The following is a 16475-nucleotide window of genomic DNA, read 5'->3' as shown; positions in this document are numbered from 1 at the left end:
CCACGATTCCGAACTCCCGAAGATCGGTTGTGTGCAACTTGGTTGCGCACAATGTGTTAGATTCGGTTCATGGCCAGCCGAGGATCCGCCCCCCAACACGTCGCGCCCCTGCTCGATGAGCAGATCTGCTTCGCGCTGTACAACGCCTCGAGGGCGATGACGGCGCGCTACCGTGAGCTGCTCGAGCCTCTCGGGCTCACCTACCCGCAGTACCTCGTGATGCTCGTGCTCTGGGAGTCCGAGCCGGTGACGGTGTCGCACCTCGGCGCGCGCCTGCAACTCGATTCGGGCACGCTGTCACCCCTGCTGCGCCGCCTCGAGACGGCCGGGCTCGTGACGCGAAACCGCAGCGTCAACGACGAGCGCTCTGTGCTGGTCTCGCTCACTCCGGCCGGCGACGAGTTGCGCGCGCAGACCACTCGGTTTCCTGAACTGGTGTGCGGGGCATCCGGTCTCAGCGTCGAGGCCATCGGTGCGCTGCGCGACCAGGTCTTCGCTTTCGCTGACAACGTACGCAGTTCTGTCTGACCGTTCACACGAACCCGCTTCACCGACCCGTTCTCACCGACCCATCCACCCATCGAAAGAGAGAAACACCATGCCCACACGCACCGCACGCACCGCCTGGAACGGCAGCCTCGAGACCGGCGAAGGCCAGGTCGAGCTCAGTAGCTCGAAGCTCGCTACCTTTGACGTCTCGTTCCCGAAGCGCGCCGCCGACGAGGCCAACGGATTCACCAGCCCCGAGGAGCTGCTGGCCGCCGCGCATTCCGCGTGCTACGCCATGCAGTTCTCGGCCATTCTCGGTGCCGCCGGCGGAACGGTCGAGGCTCTCGATGTGAAGGCCGACGTCACGCTCGGGCCGGACTCTGCGGGCGGGTTCAAGCTTTCGGGCATCCACCTCACCGTGTCGGGCGAGGTCACCGGCATCGACGACGCCGCCTTCCAGGCCGCCGCGCTCGACGCCAAGGCCGGATGCCCCGTCTCCAAGGCTCTCACCGGCGTTGACATCACCCTCGACGCCACTCTCGAGCAGTAACCCGTAGCTCGGATCACAAAAAACGCCCTAAAACCAGTGTTTTGGGGCGTTTTTCGTGATCTGAAGGAGGCGAGGTCGAGGCGTCAGCGCTTGGCGGCGAGGGTGCGCAGGCGCGAGATCTCGTAGAGGGTGACGCTGGCGGCGATACCGGCGTTGAGCGATTCCGTAGTGGCGCTGATGGGAATCGACACGATGGCATCGCACGTTTCGGTGACGAGCCGCGAGAGGCCCTTGCCTTCGCTGCCGACCACGATGATCACAGGGCTGTTCGCGAGAGCGAGTTCTGGCAGCTGCACGTCGCCGTCGCCGTCGAGGCCGAGCACGAATGCACCCTTCTGCTTCAGCGCCTTGAGCGTCTGCGTGAGGTTCGCGGCCATGGCCACAGGCGTGCGTGCGGCGGCGCCGGCAGACGTCTTCCAGGCCGAAGCGGTGAGCCCTACCGAGCGGCGCGCGGGCACGATGACGCCCTGGCCGCCGAACGCGGCGGTCGAACGGATGATCGCACCCAGGTTGCGCGGGTCGGTGATGCCGTCGAGTGCCACCAGTAATGGCACCTCGCGGCGTGCGAGCACCTCGTCGTAGAGGTCGACGGGGTGGGCGTACTCGTACGGCGGAACCTTCAACGCGACACCCTGGTGCACCGAGTCGAACCCGGCGAGGCGGTCGAGCTCGGGCTTCATGACCTCGAGCACCGGGATGCCCCGGTTGTTGGCGAGCGACAAAATCTCTTTCACGCGCTCGTCGTACTCCACGCGAGTGCCGATGTAGAGCGCGGTCGCGGGGATCTTGGCGCGCAACGCCTCGACGACGGAGTTGCGGCCCGTTACGACTTCGCTCTCCTCCCCCTTGGCGGCCGGGCGGCGCTGTTGGCGTGAGGGGTCTTGCGGGCCCGTGCCGCGCCCACCAGGACGACCGGCACCGGCGCGACCCTCGCCCGCGATGCGCTGACGCTTCTCGGGCTGGCCGGGCTTGCCCTTGCCACCCGCGGCGGCGTAGCGCTCTTTGGCGGCCTTCGCCTTGCCCGCGGGGTGGTACGGCCGGTCTTCGGCCTTGGGCGTGGGCTTCTTGCCCTCGAGGGCCTGGCGGCCCTGCCCGCCCGAACCCACGGCGGGGCCCTTGCTGGTGCGGCGGACCGCGCCGGGGCGGCCGGGCTTCTTGCCTGAACTAGCCATCAAAACTCCAATGTGCACCCGTTGAGGTGTCTTCAATCGTGATACCGACCTGCGCCAGCTCCTCGCGAATGCGATCTGCTGTGGCGAAGTCGCGTGCTTTGCGTGCGATCTCGCGGTCTTCGAGAAGCCGCTCGACCAGACTCGACAGCGCGCTGGCCATCGAACTCGCCTCGCCCGCCGACCACTGTGTGTCGAGCGGGTTGATGCCCAGAATGCTGGTCATGGCGTACACCTGGCCGAGAAGTCTTGCCGCTTCGGCGAAGTCTTCAGAGTCGAGCGCGGCGTTGCCGGAGCGCACCGTTTCGTGCAGCACTCCGAGCGCCTGGGGAACGCTGAGGTCGTCGTTCATGGCCTCGCGAAACTCGTCGGGAACCAATTCTACGGTCTCTGAGGCGAAACGCGTGCCCTCGAGCCTTCTGACGGCCCGTTCGACGAACCCTTCGATGCGCCCGAGAGCGGCTTCGGCCTCGGCCAGAGCTCCATCGTGGAACTCCAGCGTGGACCGGTAGTGGTTGGCGCCGAGGTAGTAGCGCAGCACGAGCGGCCGAGCGCTGGCGATGAGCTCGGAGGCGAACACCGAGTTGCCGAGCGACTTGCTCATCTTCTGGCCGACCACCGAGACGAGCCCGTTGTGCAGCCAGTAGTTCGCGAACGGATCGCCCGCCGCGTGCGACTGCGCCAGCTCGTTCTCGTGATGCGGAAACCGCAGGTCGAGCCCGCCGCCGTGAATGTCGAACTGGGTGCCGAGGTACTTCGTCGACATCGCCGAGCATTCGATGTGCCAGCCCGGCCGGCCGGCGCCCCACGGGCTCTGCCAGGCGGCGGTGAGCGGCTCGCCCTCTTTGTGCCCCTTCCAGAGCGCGAAGTCGCGCACGTCGTGCTTTCCGCGCTCTTCGGAGTCGGCGGCCGAAGCCATATCGTCGAGCTTCTGGTGGGTGAGCTCGCCGTACTGCGGCCACGAGACGGTATCGAAGTAGACATCGCCCGAACCGTCTTCTGCGGCATAGGCGTGCCCAGCATCCACGAGCCGTTCGATGATCGCGATCATCTCGGGGATGCTCGCGGTCGCCCTCGGCTCGTAGGTGGGCGGCAAGACGCCGATGGCGTTGTACGCGGCCGTGAACTCGAGCTCGGTGCGGTACGCGAGCGCCCACCACTCCTCACCCGACGCGGCGGCGTTGATCAGAATCTTGTCGTCGATGTCGGTGACGTTTCGCACGAAGGTGACGTCGTAGCCGCTGTAGCTGAACCAGCGGCGCAGCTGGTCGTAGGCGAGCGCCGAGCGCAGGTGGCCGATGTGCGGGGCCGACTGCACCGTCGGGCCGCAGACGTAGACTCCCACCTTGCCGGCAACGAGGGGAACGAAGTCAACCAGCGCGCGCTGCTTGGAGTCATAAAGGCGTAGAGTCACCCGCTCAGTTTAGGAGAGGGATGCCCTTCATGACGTTCAAGCGTCAGCGCGGGTAGACCAGCGCTGTCGCGATCGCCATCACACCCTCCGCGCGCCCGGTGAACCCGAGCCCGTCGGTCGTCGTCGCCGAGACGCTCACCGGGGCACCCAGGATGCCCGACAGCACCGCCTCGGCTTCAGCCCGCCGTGGCGAGAACCGTGGTCGCGCGGCGATCAGTTGCACCGACACGTTGCCGATGCGAAAGCCCGCCTCGGTGACGAGCCGAACGGTTTCGGTGAGAAACACGTCGCCGTGCGCGCCATCGAACCGCGGGTCGCTCGTGCCGAACACGCTGCCGATGTCGCCCAGCCCGCCGGCAGAGAGCAGCGCATCACAGATCGCGTGGGCGACGGCGTCGCCGTCACTGTGACCTTCGAGAGCGGTTTCGTCCGGCCACGGCAGGCCGGCCAGCCAGAGCACCTTCGCACCGCCAGCGGCTGCAGCGGCTGCGTCGACCGCCACGAAGGCGTGGGCATCCACCCCGAGCCCCGTGCGCGGCAGCGCGACCGGCACTGTGGCGGCGAGCAGCTGCTCGGCACGCCGCAAGTCCCACGGAGTCGTGATCTTGAAGGCGAGCGGGTCGCCGTGAATGATGGTCACGTCGTGCCCGGCGGCCGCCACCAGCGCAGCGTCGTCGGTGAAGTCGCCCGAGGCGCCGGAATAGGCCGCCTCGAGCTGCGCCCGCGGAAACCCCTGCGGCGTCTGCACGGCAGAGAGCTCCGAGCGGTCGACCGTGGCCACGGCCTTGCCGAATCCATCGGTTCGCTTGATGGTGTCGCTCACCGGCAGGCCCGGAATCGCCGCCAGACCCGTGGTCTCGACCGCGTCGATGATCGCCTCGAACTGCGCCACAGGGGTGAGCGCCCGTGCCGCGTCGTGCACGAGAACAACCTCGATGCCCGGCGTGAGGGCCGCGAGGCCCGCTGCCACAGACTCCTGCCGGCTAGAACCACCCACGACGACGGTGCACGACGTGGATGCCCGGCCGGCCGTGTCACGAACGATCTGCTCGGCCAGTGCCGAGTGCTGTCGCGGCACGACGACCACGAGTTGCACCTCGCGCTCGAGCGCGAAAATGGGATCGAGCGAGCGCGACAGAATGGGGCGCTGCACCAGACCGACCAGCGCTTTGGGCAACGAGTACCCGAGACGTGATCCACTGCCCGCGGCGACCACGATGACGGCAACAGAGACGGTCACGTGATCGGCGCGGCTTCGAGTAGTGGAGTCGGTCGGAATGGAGTGTGTCGCGGCGCCGTGTCGTGGAACGACTACGAGGCCAGAACCTCGTCGAGAACGAGCGAGGCCTTCTCTTCGTCGGTCTTCTCAGCGAGCGCGAGCTCGGAGATCAAGATCTGCCGCGCCTTCGCGAGCATGCGCTTCTCACCGGCAGACAGACCGCGGTCTTGATCACGGCGCCACAGGTCGCGAACGACCTCGCTCACCTTGATGACGTCGCCAGAGGCGAGTTTCTCGAGGTTCGCCTTGTATCGGCGCGACCAGTTCGTGGGTTCTTCGGTGAACGGTGCACGCAGAACTTCGAAGACCTTGTCGAGGCCTTCTTTGCCGATGACGTCGCGAACGCCGACCAGATCGACGTTGTCTGCGGGAACTTCGATGGTGAGGTCGCCCTGCGTCACGCGCAGTTTGAGGTAGATTTTCTCCTCACCCTTGATGATGCGGGTCTTCACCTCTGAAATCGTCGCCGCACCGTGGTGCGGGTAAACGACAGTTTCGCCAACCTCAAAAAGCATGTAGTGATGTCCCTTCTAGACTGTCAAGTTTACCACAGGCGACTTGTAGTAAGGTTCGCCTAACCGTCTCGAGGTCGTCGTGCCTATAGGCTAAACTCAAAGCGTTTTACCGCCTGTGTAACTTGCCTCTCTGCGAGGCCGGTGACGCGGCAGCGGCATCCACTTCTGGAGGGTTTTGTGAGAGCACGGTCACGGTTTGCGGCATCCATTGTGGTTGCACTGGCGCTCAGCGTCGGGGCCTCGGGCTGCGCCTTCATTACGCCCCAGGCGACGACGAGCATCAAAGAAGCGGCCGACGGCGTCGAGGGCAACGTCGATCCGAACCTGTCGATGAGGAACGTGACGCTGATCAGTGACGACGGCAAGACCGCCAGTCTCATCGCCACTCTCGTGAACACCGACACGACGACCGGCATCTTGGTCAACATCCAGTATGTGAATGCCGCCGGAACGACAGTCACCGAGAACGCCTACGTGAACAAGGCGAACGAGAGCGGGGCCCCTGGGAAGATCTCGAACACGGTCACCATCGGCGGCGTCACCGACTCGAAGATCATCTTCACCGGTCTCGATGTGAAAGCCGGAACACTGTTTCCCGTCTACTTCCAGTACGGCAACGAGACCGGCACCAAGCTGCTCGTTCCGGTGCTGACCTCCGACTGGCCGCAGTTCAAGGGTCTCGCACCGGCTGACGCTGCCATCGGCGGCTGAGGCTCAGCTGAGGCTCACGCTCAGCTCAGCTCAGCTCAGCTCAGGCCTCGAAGCGATAGCCGAGGCCGCGTACTGTTACCAGCAGCACCGGGTCTGAGGGCGCCTTCTCGATCTTCGAGCGGATGCGCTTGATGTGAACATCGAGCGTCTTGGTGTCGCCGAAGTAGTCGGATCCCCAGACGCGGTCGATGAGCTGACCGCGGGTGAGCACCCGGCCCGCGTTGCGCAGCAGAAGCTCGAGCAGCTCGAACTCCTTCAAGGGCATGGCCGTCTCGACGCCGCCGACCGCAACGGTGTGGCGCTCGACATCCATGCGCACGGGGCCGGCCTCGAGCACGGGTTCACCCAGATCATCCGCTTCGGTGCGCCGTCGCATGACGGCCCGGATGCGCGCCAGCAGCTCGCGTGACGAGTACGGCTTCGTGACGTAGTCGTCGGCGCCGAGTTCGAGCCCCACCACGACGTCGACCTCGGAGTCTTTCGCCGTGAGCATGATGATGGGCACCTGCGACCGCGTGCGGATCTGACGGCACACCTCGGTGCCCGGAATACCCGGAATCATGAGGTCGAGCAGAATGAGATCGACGCCGCCGCGATCGAACTCGGTCAGCGCGCTCGGCCCGTCGGGCGCCACGGTGACCTCGTACCCTTCGCGGCTGAGCAGGTAGGCCAGCGGCTCGCTCAGCGAAGCTTCGTCTTCGACCAGCAGAATGTGGATCACTGTTTATTGCTCCTAAGTGGTGCTATGAGGCTGGGAGGGCGGCAGTCGCGGCGTGCGAGGCTGCCGGAAGCCGGATGGTGAACGTCGAGCCGTGCGCCGGTTGCGACCAGACACGAATGTCGCCGCCGTGGTTCTCGATGATGTGTTTGACGATGCTGAGGCCGAGGCCGGTGCCGCCGGTGTTACGCGAGCGAGCCTGGTCGACGCGAAAGAAGCGCTCGAACACCCGGCTCAGATCTTCTTCGGGAATTCCGATGCCCTGGTCGGTGACAGCGATCTCGACGATGCCGTCGTGTACGCGCACCCCCACGCCGATGCGGGTTCCCTCCCCCGAATACTGCACCGCGTTCGCGATGAGGTTGTGCAGCGCCAGCACCAGCAGGCCCTCGTCGCCGAACACTTCGGCACCCGCGTCGCCGCCGCTGACGACAGTGACCATACGGGCATCCACTTGCACGTGGTTCTGGTCGATGGCGTTGGCGACCACCGTGTCGACGTCGACCAGCGCGGCCCCGGTGAGCACGTCAGAGGCCTGCAACCTGCTGAGCTCGATGATCTCACGGGTGATGCGGCCGAGGCGCAGGGCCTCGGTCTCGAGGCGCTTGGCGAACTTGCGCACCTGGGGCGGGTCGTCTGAGGCCGGCTCGAGCGCCTCGGCCAACAGGGAGATGGCACCGATCGGAGTCTTCAGCTCGTGACTGATGTTCGCGATGAAGTCGCGGCGCACCTCTTCGAGTCGGTGCGCCTCGGTGCGGTCGTCGGCCAGCAGCAGCAGGTAACGGCTGCCGAGCCGGGCGACACGCACCGACAAGTGGATGGTCGCGTCACCGAACGGCCCGCGAGGCAGGCTGACGTCGGCCGAGACGGGCACGCCCGTGCGTCTGACAGAGTCTGCCATCGAGACGAGCTCCGGATGCACGAGACCCTGGTTCCAGACCAGGCCGAACGACAGCGCGGCGGGCGACGCCTTCACCACGTTGTTCGAGGGGTCGAGCACGATTCCGGCGGAGTCGAGCGCGTCGATCACCTGGTCGACGCCGTCGGGAACGGAGGGATCGACGATGGTGGCCGCGCGTTCACTCCGGCGTGACGCCGCGAAGAGAATGAACACGAAGCCCGATCCTATGGCCAGACCGAGGGCCACAGAGAGCAGCACCGTCGAGCCTGAATCCATAGCGACTACACTAATGACTCGCGGTGTGCCGCCTGACTTCTTTGTTGGTGCGGCCCGGCCCGGCAGCATCATGTTCACGAGTTCTGCACCTGTTGTTAACCTCAGGCGGGCAGGATGGCGACGTGTGTCCGGCGCCTGTCGCGCCGACATCGGTTCGGTGCGACCGCGCCACAGCTGCACGAAAAGCACCGCAGAGAGGATTCATCAGTCACATGCGCGAGGTATTCCAGCAAGAGCTGCGCGAGGTTCAAGAGCGACTCGTCGAGATCAGCAAGCTCGTCGTCGTCGCCATCACGAACGCGACCACAGCATTCAACGAGTCGAACGTGTCGCTGGCCGAACAGGTCATCGCCGACGACCCCAAGATCGACGCGCTGGCCTCAGACCTCGACGAGCTCGCGATCAGCATCATGGCACTGCAGTCGCCGGTCGCTCGAGACCTGCGCATCGTCGTCAGCGCCCTGCGCATGAGCGCGTCGCTCGAGCGCATGGGCGACATCGCCCAGCACATCGCGCAGCTCGCGCGTTACCGCTACCCCGAGAAGGTGGCCGGCGAGCGCCTCCTCGGCACGTTCAACGAGATGGGCCGCCTCGACGTCGAGGTCGCCGAGAAGCTCAGCCGGCTCATCGAGACCGAAGACCTCGCCCTCGCCGACGAGATGCGCGACATCGACGACCGCATCGACGACCTGCACCTCAGCGTGTTCGAGACCGTGCTCAGCGAGACGTGGGCCGGCACCTCTGTCAACACCGTCGACGTCACCCTCGCGTCGCGGTACCACGAGCGTTTCGCCGACCACGCGGTCTCCATCGCCAAGAAGGTCAAGTACCTCGCCACTGGCGAGTGGACGGGTTCCGGCCAGCGCTAGGCGCTCCCCCGGGCATCCACGCCCCTCCGTTTTGCGCAGAAGCACCTAACCCAAGCGTTTTAGGTGCTTCTGCGCAAACCGGCGATTAGGACTTCTTGCCTTGGGCCGCAACTGCGGCGGCACCGGCGGCGGCAGCTTCGGGGTCGAGGTAGGCCGCGGGCTCGAGCGGGGTGAACGACTCGTCGAGCTTGTACACGAGCGGGATGCCCGTGGGAATGTTCAGCTCGGCGATGTCGTCGTCCGAGATGTTGTCGAGGTGCTTCACAAGGGCACGCAGCGAGTTGCCGTGAGCCGTGACGAGCACGGTCTTTCCGGCAGCCAGGTCGACCGTGATGTCGCTGTGCCAGTAGGGCAGCATGCGCTCGACGACGTCTTTCAGGCACTCGGTGCGCGGCACGGCGTCACCGAGATCGGCATAGCGCGGGTCGTGCACCTGCGAGAACTCGTCGTCGTCGGCCAAGGGGGGCGGCGGAACGTCGTACGACCGACGCCAGATCTGAAACTGCTCGGGCCCGTACTCGGCGAGCGTCTGCGCCTTGTCTTTGCCTTGCAGGGCACCGTAGTGGCGCTCGTTGAGGCGCCAGGAGCGCTTGACGTCGATCCAGAGGCGACCGGACTCGGCCAGGGCGAGGTTCGCGGTGTTGATGGCACGCACCAGCAGCGACGTGTACAAGATGTCGGGCGTGAGGCCCGACTGCGCCAGCAGCTCCCCCGCACGCTTCGCCTCGCCGACACCCTGCTCGCTCAGCCCCACGTCGACCCACCCCGTGAACAGGTTCTTCTGGTTCCATTCGGAGTTGCCGTGGCGAAGCAAGATCAAGGTGTAGGGCTCAGTCATGGCTCCAGTCTAGCGAGCAGCGGATGCCCGTTCCGGGCCGCGCGAGGGCTCTAGCCGAGCATCCGACCGTAGAATCGCGCTATGCCGATCGGTGCCATCACGCGCGGAACCACCAACACGAACCGCCTGCGCCGCGTCGACCGCTGGATCGCCGCCCAGCCCGTGCTGCGCCGCACCGACGACCCACTCGTGGTCGACCTGGGATACGGCGCCAGCGGCGTAACGGCACTCGAACTGCAGCAGCGGCTCGCGAAGTCGCGAGCCGACGTCGAGGTGATCGGCCTCGAGATCTCGCCCGAGCGGGTCGCCACGGCGAACCGCCAACTCGAGTCCGTGCGCGCGGGCGCCACCCCGTTCGCGCCCGACGCGCGGGTGAGCTTTGCTCTCGGCGGGTTCGAGACGCCCCTGCCGCGGGGCCGGCGGGCAGCGGTCATCCGGGCGTTCAACGTGCTGCGACAGTACGACGAGGGCGAGGTCGTCGCGGCGTGGCAGCGCATGGCAGGCCGACTGCAGGGCGGCGGGATACCCGGCGGGGCCCCGCGCGGTGGCCAACCCTCCGGCGGCGTTTCGGCCAGCAACGCTTCTGCGGGCGGCGGCGCAACCCGGCGCGGCGCGGCTGGGAGTATCTCGGCTGGCGGTACCGCGGCGGGCGGGATGCTCGTGGAAGGTACCTGCGACGAGATCGGCCGCGTGTCGAGCTGGGTCGCGCTCTCGCCCGCGGGGCCGCAGACCTTCACCCTCTCGCTGCGGCTCGCCGGGCTTGAGAAGCCGTCGATCGTGGCGGAACGGCTGCCGAAGGTACTCATTCATCGCAATGTGGAGGGTGAGCGCATCCACTCGCTGCTCACCGAGCTCGATGAGGCGTGGCAGCGTCATGCGCCGCTGTCGGTGTACGGGCCACGGCAGCGCTGGGTGGCGAGCATCCACGCGCTGGCGGCCGCCGGCTGGCCGGTGCTCGGCCCCGCCGCGCGCTGGCGCCTCGGCGAGCTCACCCTGCCCTGGGCATCCGTCTCCCCCCTCGGCTTCGCCTACCCCTGACCCGACCCCCGGCGCCCCCGCCCCTCACCCCCGCGCGCACCCCTCACCCCCACCCCACCATCGACTTTGCGAAAAAGCCCCCAAAACTCGCCTCTTGGGGGCTTTTTCGCAAAGTCGATGCTCGTCAGACAGGCGGGAGGGCGGCGCGGGCCTGGGTTTCAGTGAGGCCGGTGGCGGTGAGGAGATCCATGACGAGGGGGCGCAGGTCCATCACGACGGAATCTTCGAGCAGGGTGCCGTCGGGAAACGACTCGTCGGGGTTGAGTTTCACGGCGACGAGAATGAGGTTCTGCCGTACCAGCGGGCGCACCATCGGGTCGTCGAGGCTCTGACCGAGCAGGTTGACCGCGGTGACGACCCCCGAGAAGAGGTCGGCGAACTCCGGGCGCGGCTTGCCGTCGCGCATCAGCACCATGAGCCGCCGGGTTACGACGCGCAGGTCGCGCACGGCGAGATCCATACCCCGAAACAGCCCGCGTTGCCGGGTGAGGTCGGGCAGGCGCCGCCGCAGCCAGGGTGAGATCGTGGCGATTCCGATGGCGGATTCGAGTGAGGTGCGCCACTGGTCCATCATCGGCTGGGTGGAGCGCGCGGCTTCGAGTACACGCCCGACGTCGTTCTCGGTTCCGCGACGCAGCTCGATCACGAGATCATCGACGATGCGCGAGACCGTGCGGAGCACTCTGCGGGCATCCTTCAGCGCCGCCTTGCTCGCATCGCGCGGCACCAGGGCGGTCACGATCAGCGCGATGGCACCGCCGATGAGGCCGTCGAGCGTACGAGAGAAGGGGCTCGTCGGCACGATCGGCAGCATTGCGACCAGCACCGACTGCACTCCCGCGACAATCGCGAACCCCGGCGAGGGCGAGATGAGTCGTGCGGCGAACAACGTCACGACGAGGCTGAGGGCGAGCTGCCAGATGCCCTGCCCGAAGAACAGCAGAATCACCTCGCTGAGCGCGATGCCGAGCGTGACGCCCAGTGCCGTCTCGAGCACGCGCACCGGCCGCGCATCACGAACGAAGCCGAGGCTCGACAGCGTCACGGTGACGGCGGTGATGGGGGCGGAATGCCCGAGTGCATAGTGCGCCACCGAATACGCAGCAACCACGGCAATCGTCAGCTGCAGGATGGCCGGGGCCGACGCCGCCGACCGCCGAACCCCCGCGCGCGTGGCGAACCGCAACCAGCGCGACCCCGCGCGCGTGCTGGCGCGTGTCGACCTCATCGCCCGGTCGACCCGTGGTCGCGGGGCCGCCGCATGGCCCGCGGGCGCCGCCTGCCCACCGCGGGTACCCGGCGCGTCGGCCGCGGTCTTCGACGCGGGGGTGAGCGGCGGCGAGAGCGGCGATGTCGGACGAGAGCGACCGCCCCACCTGTCCCCCTCGTCCGATTCGGCATCTCTCGCGGCAGAGTCGGATCGGAGCGGGTCCGGGCGCTGTGGCGGTGGAGCCGCAGGCTGGCGCGAAAGCGGCACACCGGGCCGTGCGGAGCCCGGGTCTGCGGAGCCTGGGTCTGGCGAGCCCGGGTCTCGTGAGGGCGGCTCGCTAGGCTCCGCGGGCGGTTCTGTGGTCACGGCGGACCATCCGTCGCCCGCCGCGTCAGCGGCGCTGCGCACCCAATCGCGGCAGGCGCGGGATGCGGCCGACAGCGGCACCCGCCTCTGGCGGCACGATGACCTCTTGCGCGGCCGCCACGAGAATGCCGTCGCTCGCCACCGCCAGTTCGGCGTCGACGGGCGTCGTGCGCTTCACGATCGCGAGCGCAATCGGCCCGAGTTCGAAGTGCTGCGCACTCGCGGTCACGACGCCGACCGACTGCGGCACCGCAGCCGCTCCAGCCGGAGCCGGGGCGCCCGCGACGCCATCCGCGCCCGCACCATCCGCGCCCGCACCACCCGGCGCCGCGATGGCCTCCGCACCGCCGAGCTCCCCGCCCACGAACACCTCGTCACCCGGGGCCGGCAGCACCGAGTCCGAACCGTCGAGGTGCAGCAGCACGAGCCGGCGCGGCGGATGCCCGAGGTTGTGCACCTTGGCAACGGTCTCCTGCCCGCGGTAGCAGCCCTTGTTCAGGTGCACCGCCGAACGGATCCAGTCGACCTCGTGCGGAATCAGCCTCTCGTCGGATTCCGTCGCCAGCCGCGGTCGCCACGCCGCGATGCGCAGCGCTTCGGCGGCCAGCGTTCCGGCGACCTCGACGTCTCCGCGCGAAACCGCGGCCGCGAGCGCCGGCAGAACGTCTCGCTCGACCAGCACCTCGCACCACCCGTATGATGCTCCCGGATGCTCGTCGATCTCGGCATACTGATGACCCCCTGCGACGACCGCACTCCACGGGTCGCGCCACACCAGCGGCACACCGTTCGGGGCCGCTGTGAAAGCCTCGACGGCGGCAGCGCTGCCGGCGACGCCCGCGCCAGAAGTACTCTCTAGCGAGGAGTCACCCGCGGGCATCCACCCCACCGTCGCGAACTCTTCGCTGCGATCGGCGACCTCAACACGCAGCATGAAGCGCATGCGGTCGAGCCAGGTGTACAGCGATTGCGTTTCGGCCTGGTCGACCAGCAGCCACGCCGTCACGCCGTCGTCGAAGACCCGGATGGCGTGCTCGATGCGCCCACTCGGGTCGAGCAGCAGCGTCTCGGCCGAGCCGCCGACGGGCAGGCCCTTGAGGCTCTGGCTGGTCACCGAGTCGAGCCAGCTGAGCCGGTCGGGTCCGGTCACCGAGAGTACTCCGCGATTCGACAGGTCGACGATGCCGCCGCCCAGCAGCAGACGCTGCTCGCGCAGAGGGTTGCCGTAGTGCGCCGCGACCGAGGAGTCGACACCGCTGCCGGCAACGGCCCCGGGAAGGGCGAGAAACGGTGAGGCGGTCATGGTGCGGCTTTCTGCAGGTGAAACGAGCGAACCCGCCGAGTGCGGCGAGCGTGTCAGTCGACGCGGGCGAGCCGGGCCGACGCGTGCGTGCGCAGGTCTTGTCCGAGAGCGGCGATGTCCCAGGCCCACAGAAGGTGGCCCTGTACCAATCCATAAATGCGAGTCGCCGCCGAATATTCCTTCGCCGAGTGCGAGCGCATCACCGCGTCGGTCGCGAGGTCGATGCGAGCGGCCTTGACCTGCCCGATGTAGAGCTCGTCGACGCCGCCGGGGTGAAGCAGCGACACCTCGATGTCGAAGCCCTCGTCGGCGTTGCGCAGACCTTCGACGGCTTCGGTGGAGGCGAACGGACGCGGGTCGGCGCCCGGGAGCATGCCCGGCCCCGGGTCACCCTCGACCGAAGGCCGGCTGAGCCGCCAATACCCCATCTCGGTGACGAGCGGAGTCTGCTTCTCGTCGAGCAGCCAGGCGTACGAGCTGTAGTTCAGATATGGCAGACCGTCGTGGCTGAAGCTGACCCGCTGGCCGAATTCGTGGCTGACCTTCTCGTCGCCGATCGTGTAATCGATGACGCCCGTGCCCTCCCAGACGCCGAGCAACCACGACAGGGGAACGATCTCGGGCGGCAACCCGGTGGGGATCTCGATCACAGCGACTGGCTTCGTCGTAGAGCGTTCAGCGCTGGCCGCGGAACAGCCTCAAGATGACGACCACCGAGGTGAAGGCGATGCCGATACCCGCGAGACCGAGCAGCCCGAGATAGAACAGTTCAAGAGGCACATATGACATGCGCCAATTCTAGAGGAGCCTCGCGCTAAAGAAGAACAAGCGACGCGATGGCCAGAATCACCATGGACCCGGCGATGCTGGCGGCGACTCGGTCGACGAACCCCGATGGCTGCACCATCAGCAACTGCACAACGAAGGTGAGAATAACGATGACGCCCAGCACGACGGGCAGCATCACAAAATACTGGCCCGGATGCGACAGCACCCCCACCAGCACCGCGCCGATCAGCGCCAGCAGCCAGACGGGTGTCACGCTCTTGACCAGTAGGTTCACAGTGCCATTCTGCCCTGTCGTACGTCGTCTGGGTCAAGCCGCTAGTATTACGACAGGCATTATCTGGAGGATCTCTGTGGCGCAGTTGTTGATCCTGACCTCTGCGGTCGACAAAGAAGTCCTTCCCGCGCTCTCTCTGCTCAGTCACCGCACGCGGCACATCCCTGCCGAGGCCTCGCAATTGGTGAACACGCCCAACTGCGACCTGATCTTCATCGACGCCCGGCGTGACCTCGCGAGCGCCCGGTCGCTCTGCAAGATCTTGAAGACCACGGGAATCGGTGTTCCTATCGTGCTGGTGCTCACCGAGGGCGGCCTCACCGCCGTCAGCGCGGAGTGGGGCGCAGCCGACGTCGTGCTCGAAAGCGCCGGGCCCGCCGAGGTCGACACGCGCATCCGTTTGGCCATCGGCCGGCAGGTGCAAGAGCAGTCGTCGTCGAAGATCCAGGCGTCGGGGGTCGTCATCGACGAAGCGAGCTATTCAGCTCGAGTGCACGGCCGCCCGCTCGACCTCACGTTCAAAGAGTTCGAGTTGCTGCGCTTCTTCGCGCTCAACCCGTCACGGGTCTTCACCCGCGAGCAACTGCTCAGCGAAGTATGGGGCTACGACTACTTCGGCGGCACCCGCACCGTCGACGTGCACGTGCGACGCCTGCGCGCCAAGCTCGGCGACCTCGAGTCGCTCATCGGCACGGTGCGCAACGTCGGTTACCGCTTCAACTTCTTCGAGGATGAGAATGAGCGACTCGCTCAAGCTCGAAACGCTTAGGGCCGGCGACCGAGAGGCCCTGCTGGCGTCGCACGGGTACCTCGACCTCGTACAACTCGGCGCCGAGGCCGTCGCCGCAGATGGCCAGCCTCCGTTCAACGACCAGACGCTGGTGGATGCCCGTGCCGGCCGTTGTGTGTTCACCCTCGCCTACCTCGGCGACACTCTCGCCGGTGCTGCGGTCGTGAACGGCGACACACTCGAACTCGTCATCGCTCCCGCCCTGCGCGGCCGTGAGCTCGGTGCGGCCCTCACCGCGCACATGCTCGATGAGGATTCCGTGCTGGCGCGGCGCCGCCGGCCGCACGTGTCGTATCTGTCGCGGCTGCTCGAGCCGTTTCAGTACGACGTGCCGATAGCCATTCCGACCCTGGCCTGGTCGCACGGCAATCACCCCGCCGCCGCCGTTCTCGCCCAGAAGTACCACTTCGAGCCCGTGCGCACGCTTTTGCAGCTGCGCACGCCCCTCGCCGCTCCCTACCCCGAGACGCCCGGCCGGTACACGATCGACGGCTTCGTTCCCGGCCACGACGACGAGGCGTGGATCGCTCTGAACGCCCGGGTGTTCGCCGGGCATCCGGAGCAGGGCAAGATCACCCTCGACGACCTGCACGCGCGCATGGCAGAGCCGTGGTTCGACGCCTCCGACTTTCTCGTCGCCCGCGACGACAGCGGCGCGCTCGTCGGGTACAACTGGCTGAAGATCGAAACATCGCCCACGAGCGAAGAAACGACCGAGGCAGCGCAGGAGCCAGGCGAGATCTACGTGATCGGTGTCGCCCCCGAGGCGGCCGGAGCGGGGCTCGGCCGAGCCCTCATGCACGCCGGCCTGAACCGCCTGGCGGCCCGCGGATGCACGGTCGCAGCTCTCTACACCGACGACGACAATGCGTCGGCCGTCGCGCTCTACCGCAGCCTGGGCTTCACCGATTACACGGTCGACGTTCAGTACAAAGCGCGCTGAGCAGCCTCGGCGCCCCGTTCACCTGGCGTTTAC

Annotated in this window: 18 protein-coding genes; 7 read left to right on the top strand and 11 right to left on the bottom strand. The window is 67.2% G+C overall.

Annotation, left to right across the window (positions count from 1 at the left end; genetic code table 11):
• Positions 1 to 69: 69 nt before the first annotated feature.
• Positions 70 to 528 (top strand): MarR family winged helix-turn-helix transcriptional regulator, encoded by a 459-nt coding sequence (locus LQ955_RS01635; protein WP_231026508.1) that lies wholly within the window; start codon positions 70 to 72, stop codon positions 526 to 528.
• Positions 529 to 598: 70 nt separating this feature from the next.
• Positions 599 to 1039, top strand: coding sequence for an OsmC family peroxiredoxin (locus LQ955_RS01630; RefSeq protein WP_231026507.1), 441 nt, complete (start codon positions 599 to 601; stop codon positions 1037 to 1039).
• Positions 1040 to 1122: 83 nt separating this feature from the next.
• Here LQ955_RS01630 and rlmB read toward each other — a convergent pair whose 3' ends face one another.
• From rlmB to LQ955_RS01610, 4 genes are all read right to left on the bottom strand, one after another.
• On the bottom strand, positions 1123 to 2211 hold the full coding sequence (gene rlmB / locus LQ955_RS01625) for a 23S rRNA (guanosine(2251)-2'-O)-methyltransferase RlmB (protein WP_231026506.1): 1089 nt from the start codon (positions 2209 to 2211) through the stop codon (positions 1123 to 1125).
• Positions 2204 to 3622: a cysteine--tRNA ligase gene (gene cysS, locus LQ955_RS01620; protein WP_231026505.1), complete on the bottom strand. Its 1419-nt coding sequence runs from the start codon at positions 3620 to 3622 to the stop codon at positions 2204 to 2206. Before cysS ends, rlmB begins: the two co-directional genes overlap by 8 nt.
• A 43-nt stretch (positions 3623 to 3665) precedes the next feature.
• Positions 3666 to 4862: a 2-C-methyl-D-erythritol 4-phosphate cytidylyltransferase gene (ispD, locus tag LQ955_RS01615; RefSeq protein ID WP_231026504.1), complete on the bottom strand. Its 1197-nt coding sequence runs from the start codon at positions 4860 to 4862 to the stop codon at positions 3666 to 3668.
• A 71-nt stretch (positions 4863 to 4933) separates the two neighbouring features.
• Positions 4934 to 5416 (bottom strand): CarD family transcriptional regulator, encoded by a 483-nt coding sequence (locus LQ955_RS01610; RefSeq protein WP_188674974.1) that lies wholly within the window; start codon positions 5414 to 5416, stop codon positions 4934 to 4936.
• Positions 5417 to 5593: 177 nt separating this feature from the next.
• Here LQ955_RS01610 and LQ955_RS01605 point away from each other — a divergent pair, with 177 nt between their 5' ends.
• Positions 5594 to 6127 (top strand): hypothetical protein, encoded by a 534-nt coding sequence (locus tag LQ955_RS01605; protein WP_231026503.1) that lies wholly within the window; start codon positions 5594 to 5596, stop codon positions 6125 to 6127.
• Positions 6128 to 6167: 40 nt separating this feature from the next.
• Here the strand turns inward: LQ955_RS01605 and LQ955_RS01600 are convergent, their stop codons facing one another.
• Both LQ955_RS01600 and LQ955_RS01595 read right to left on the bottom strand, forming a co-directional pair.
• Positions 6168 to 6848, bottom strand: coding sequence for a response regulator transcription factor (locus LQ955_RS01600; RefSeq protein WP_231026502.1), 681 nt, complete (start codon positions 6846 to 6848; stop codon positions 6168 to 6170).
• A 22-nt stretch (positions 6849 to 6870) separates the two neighbouring features.
• Complete coding sequence (locus LQ955_RS01595; RefSeq protein WP_231026501.1) at positions 6871 to 8022, bottom strand: sensor histidine kinase; 1152 nt, start codon at positions 8020 to 8022, stop codon at positions 6871 to 6873.
• A gap of 212 nt (positions 8023 to 8234) precedes the next feature.
• On the opposite strand from LQ955_RS01595, the gene phoU reads away from it, so the two are divergent.
• Entirely contained in the window at positions 8235 to 8891 is a 657-nt protein-coding gene (gene phoU, locus LQ955_RS01590) for a phosphate signaling complex protein PhoU (RefSeq protein ID WP_231026500.1), read from the top strand.
• A gap of 85 nt (positions 8892 to 8976) precedes the next feature.
• On the opposite strand, the gene LQ955_RS01585 is transcribed toward phoU, so the two are convergent.
• Complete coding sequence (locus LQ955_RS01585) at positions 8977 to 9729, bottom strand: phosphoglyceromutase (protein ID WP_231026499.1); 753 nt, start codon at positions 9727 to 9729, stop codon at positions 8977 to 8979.
• A gap of 81 nt (positions 9730 to 9810) precedes the next feature.
• Between LQ955_RS01585 and LQ955_RS01580 the strand changes: the two genes are divergently transcribed.
• Positions 9811 to 10767 carry a class I SAM-dependent methyltransferase gene (locus LQ955_RS01580; protein WP_231026498.1) on the top strand — a complete coding sequence of 319 codons (957 nt, stop codon included), beginning with the start codon at positions 9811 to 9813 and terminating at the stop codon, positions 10765 to 10767.
• 124 nt (positions 10768 to 10891) lie between these two features.
• On the opposite strand, the gene LQ955_RS01575 is transcribed toward LQ955_RS01580, so the two are convergent.
• From LQ955_RS01575 to LQ955_RS01560, 4 genes are all read right to left on the bottom strand, one after another.
• Positions 10892 to 11995: an FUSC family protein gene (locus LQ955_RS01575; RefSeq protein ID WP_231026497.1), complete on the bottom strand. Its 1104-nt coding sequence runs from the start codon at positions 11993 to 11995 to the stop codon at positions 10892 to 10894.
• 373 nt (positions 11996 to 12368) lie between these two features.
• Positions 12369 to 13646, bottom strand: a complete 1278-nt coding sequence (gene ygfZ, locus LQ955_RS01570) for a CAF17-like 4Fe-4S cluster assembly/insertion protein YgfZ (protein ID WP_231026496.1) — start codon at positions 13644 to 13646, stop codon at positions 12369 to 12371.
• A gap of 53 nt (positions 13647 to 13699) precedes the next feature.
• The gene (locus LQ955_RS01565; protein WP_231026495.1) at positions 13700 to 14296 is read right to left on the bottom strand and encodes an FABP family protein; all 597 of its coding nucleotides are present in this window, start codon (positions 14294 to 14296) and stop codon (positions 13700 to 13702) included.
• Positions 14297 to 14460: 164 nt separating this feature from the next.
• Positions 14461 to 14709 carry a hypothetical protein gene (locus LQ955_RS01560; RefSeq protein ID WP_231026494.1) on the bottom strand — a complete coding sequence of 83 codons (249 nt, stop codon included), beginning with the start codon at positions 14707 to 14709 and terminating at the stop codon, positions 14461 to 14463.
• A 76-nt stretch (positions 14710 to 14785) separates the two neighbouring features.
• Between LQ955_RS01560 and LQ955_RS01555 the strand changes: the two genes are divergently transcribed.
• A complete protein-coding gene (locus LQ955_RS01555; protein WP_231026493.1) occupies positions 14786 to 15478 on the top strand; it encodes a response regulator transcription factor in 693 nt (230 codons plus the stop codon).
• Positions 15447 to 16442, top strand: a complete 996-nt coding sequence (gene mshD, locus LQ955_RS01550; protein WP_231026492.1) for a mycothiol synthase — start codon at positions 15447 to 15449, stop codon at positions 16440 to 16442. Before LQ955_RS01555 ends, mshD begins: the two co-directional genes overlap by 32 nt.
• Positions 16443 to 16475: the final 33 nt, after the last annotated feature.

The sequence above is a fragment of the Subtercola endophyticus genome, from assembly GCF_021044565.1.
Classification (GTDB): Bacteria; Actinomycetota; Actinomycetes; order Actinomycetales; family Microbacteriaceae; genus Subtercola; species Subtercola endophyticus.
The sequence above is the reverse complement of the archived record's forward strand: the minus strand, read 5'-3'. Positions and strand labels throughout refer to the sequence as shown.

What these genes read in the sequence shown, in the direction of transcription:
- rlmB (WP_231026506.1), bottom strand. Translation starts at nt 2,211, where the DNA reads ATGGCTAGTTCAGGCAAGAAGCCCGGCCGCCCCGGCGCGGTCCGCCGC.
- LQ955_RS01610 (WP_188674974.1), bottom strand. Translation starts at nt 5,416, where the DNA reads ATGCTTTTTGAGGTTGGCGAAACTGTCGTTTACCCGCACCACGGTGCG.
- LQ955_RS01585 (WP_231026499.1), bottom strand. Translation starts at nt 9,729, where the DNA reads ATGACTGAGCCCTACACCTTGATCTTGCTTCGCCACGGCAACTCCGAA.
- LQ955_RS01580 (WP_231026498.1), top strand. Translation starts at nt 9,811, where the DNA reads ATGCCGATCGGTGCCATCACGCGCGGAACCACCAACACGAACCGCCTG.
- ygfZ (WP_231026496.1), bottom strand. Translation starts at nt 13,646, where the DNA reads ATGACCGCCTCACCGTTTCTCGCCCTTCCCGGGGCCGTTGCCGGCAGC.
- LQ955_RS01630 (WP_231026507.1), top strand. Translation starts at nt 599, where the DNA reads ATGCCCACACGCACCGCACGCACCGCCTGGAACGGCAGCCTCGAGACC.
- LQ955_RS01635 (WP_231026508.1), top strand. Translation starts at nt 70, where the DNA reads ATGGCCAGCCGAGGATCCGCCCCCCAACACGTCGCGCCCCTGCTCGAT.
- LQ955_RS01595 (WP_231026501.1), bottom strand. Translation starts at nt 8,022, where the DNA reads ATGGATTCAGGCTCGACGGTGCTGCTCTCTGTGGCCCTCGGTCTGGCC.
- LQ955_RS01575 (WP_231026497.1), bottom strand. Translation starts at nt 11,995, where the DNA reads ATGAGGTCGACACGCGCCAGCACGCGCGCGGGGTCGCGCTGGTTGCGG.
- mshD (WP_231026492.1), top strand. Translation starts at nt 15,447, where the DNA reads ATGAGCGACTCGCTCAAGCTCGAAACGCTTAGGGCCGGCGACCGAGAG.
- phoU (WP_231026500.1), top strand. Translation starts at nt 8,235, where the DNA reads ATGCGCGAGGTATTCCAGCAAGAGCTGCGCGAGGTTCAAGAGCGACTC.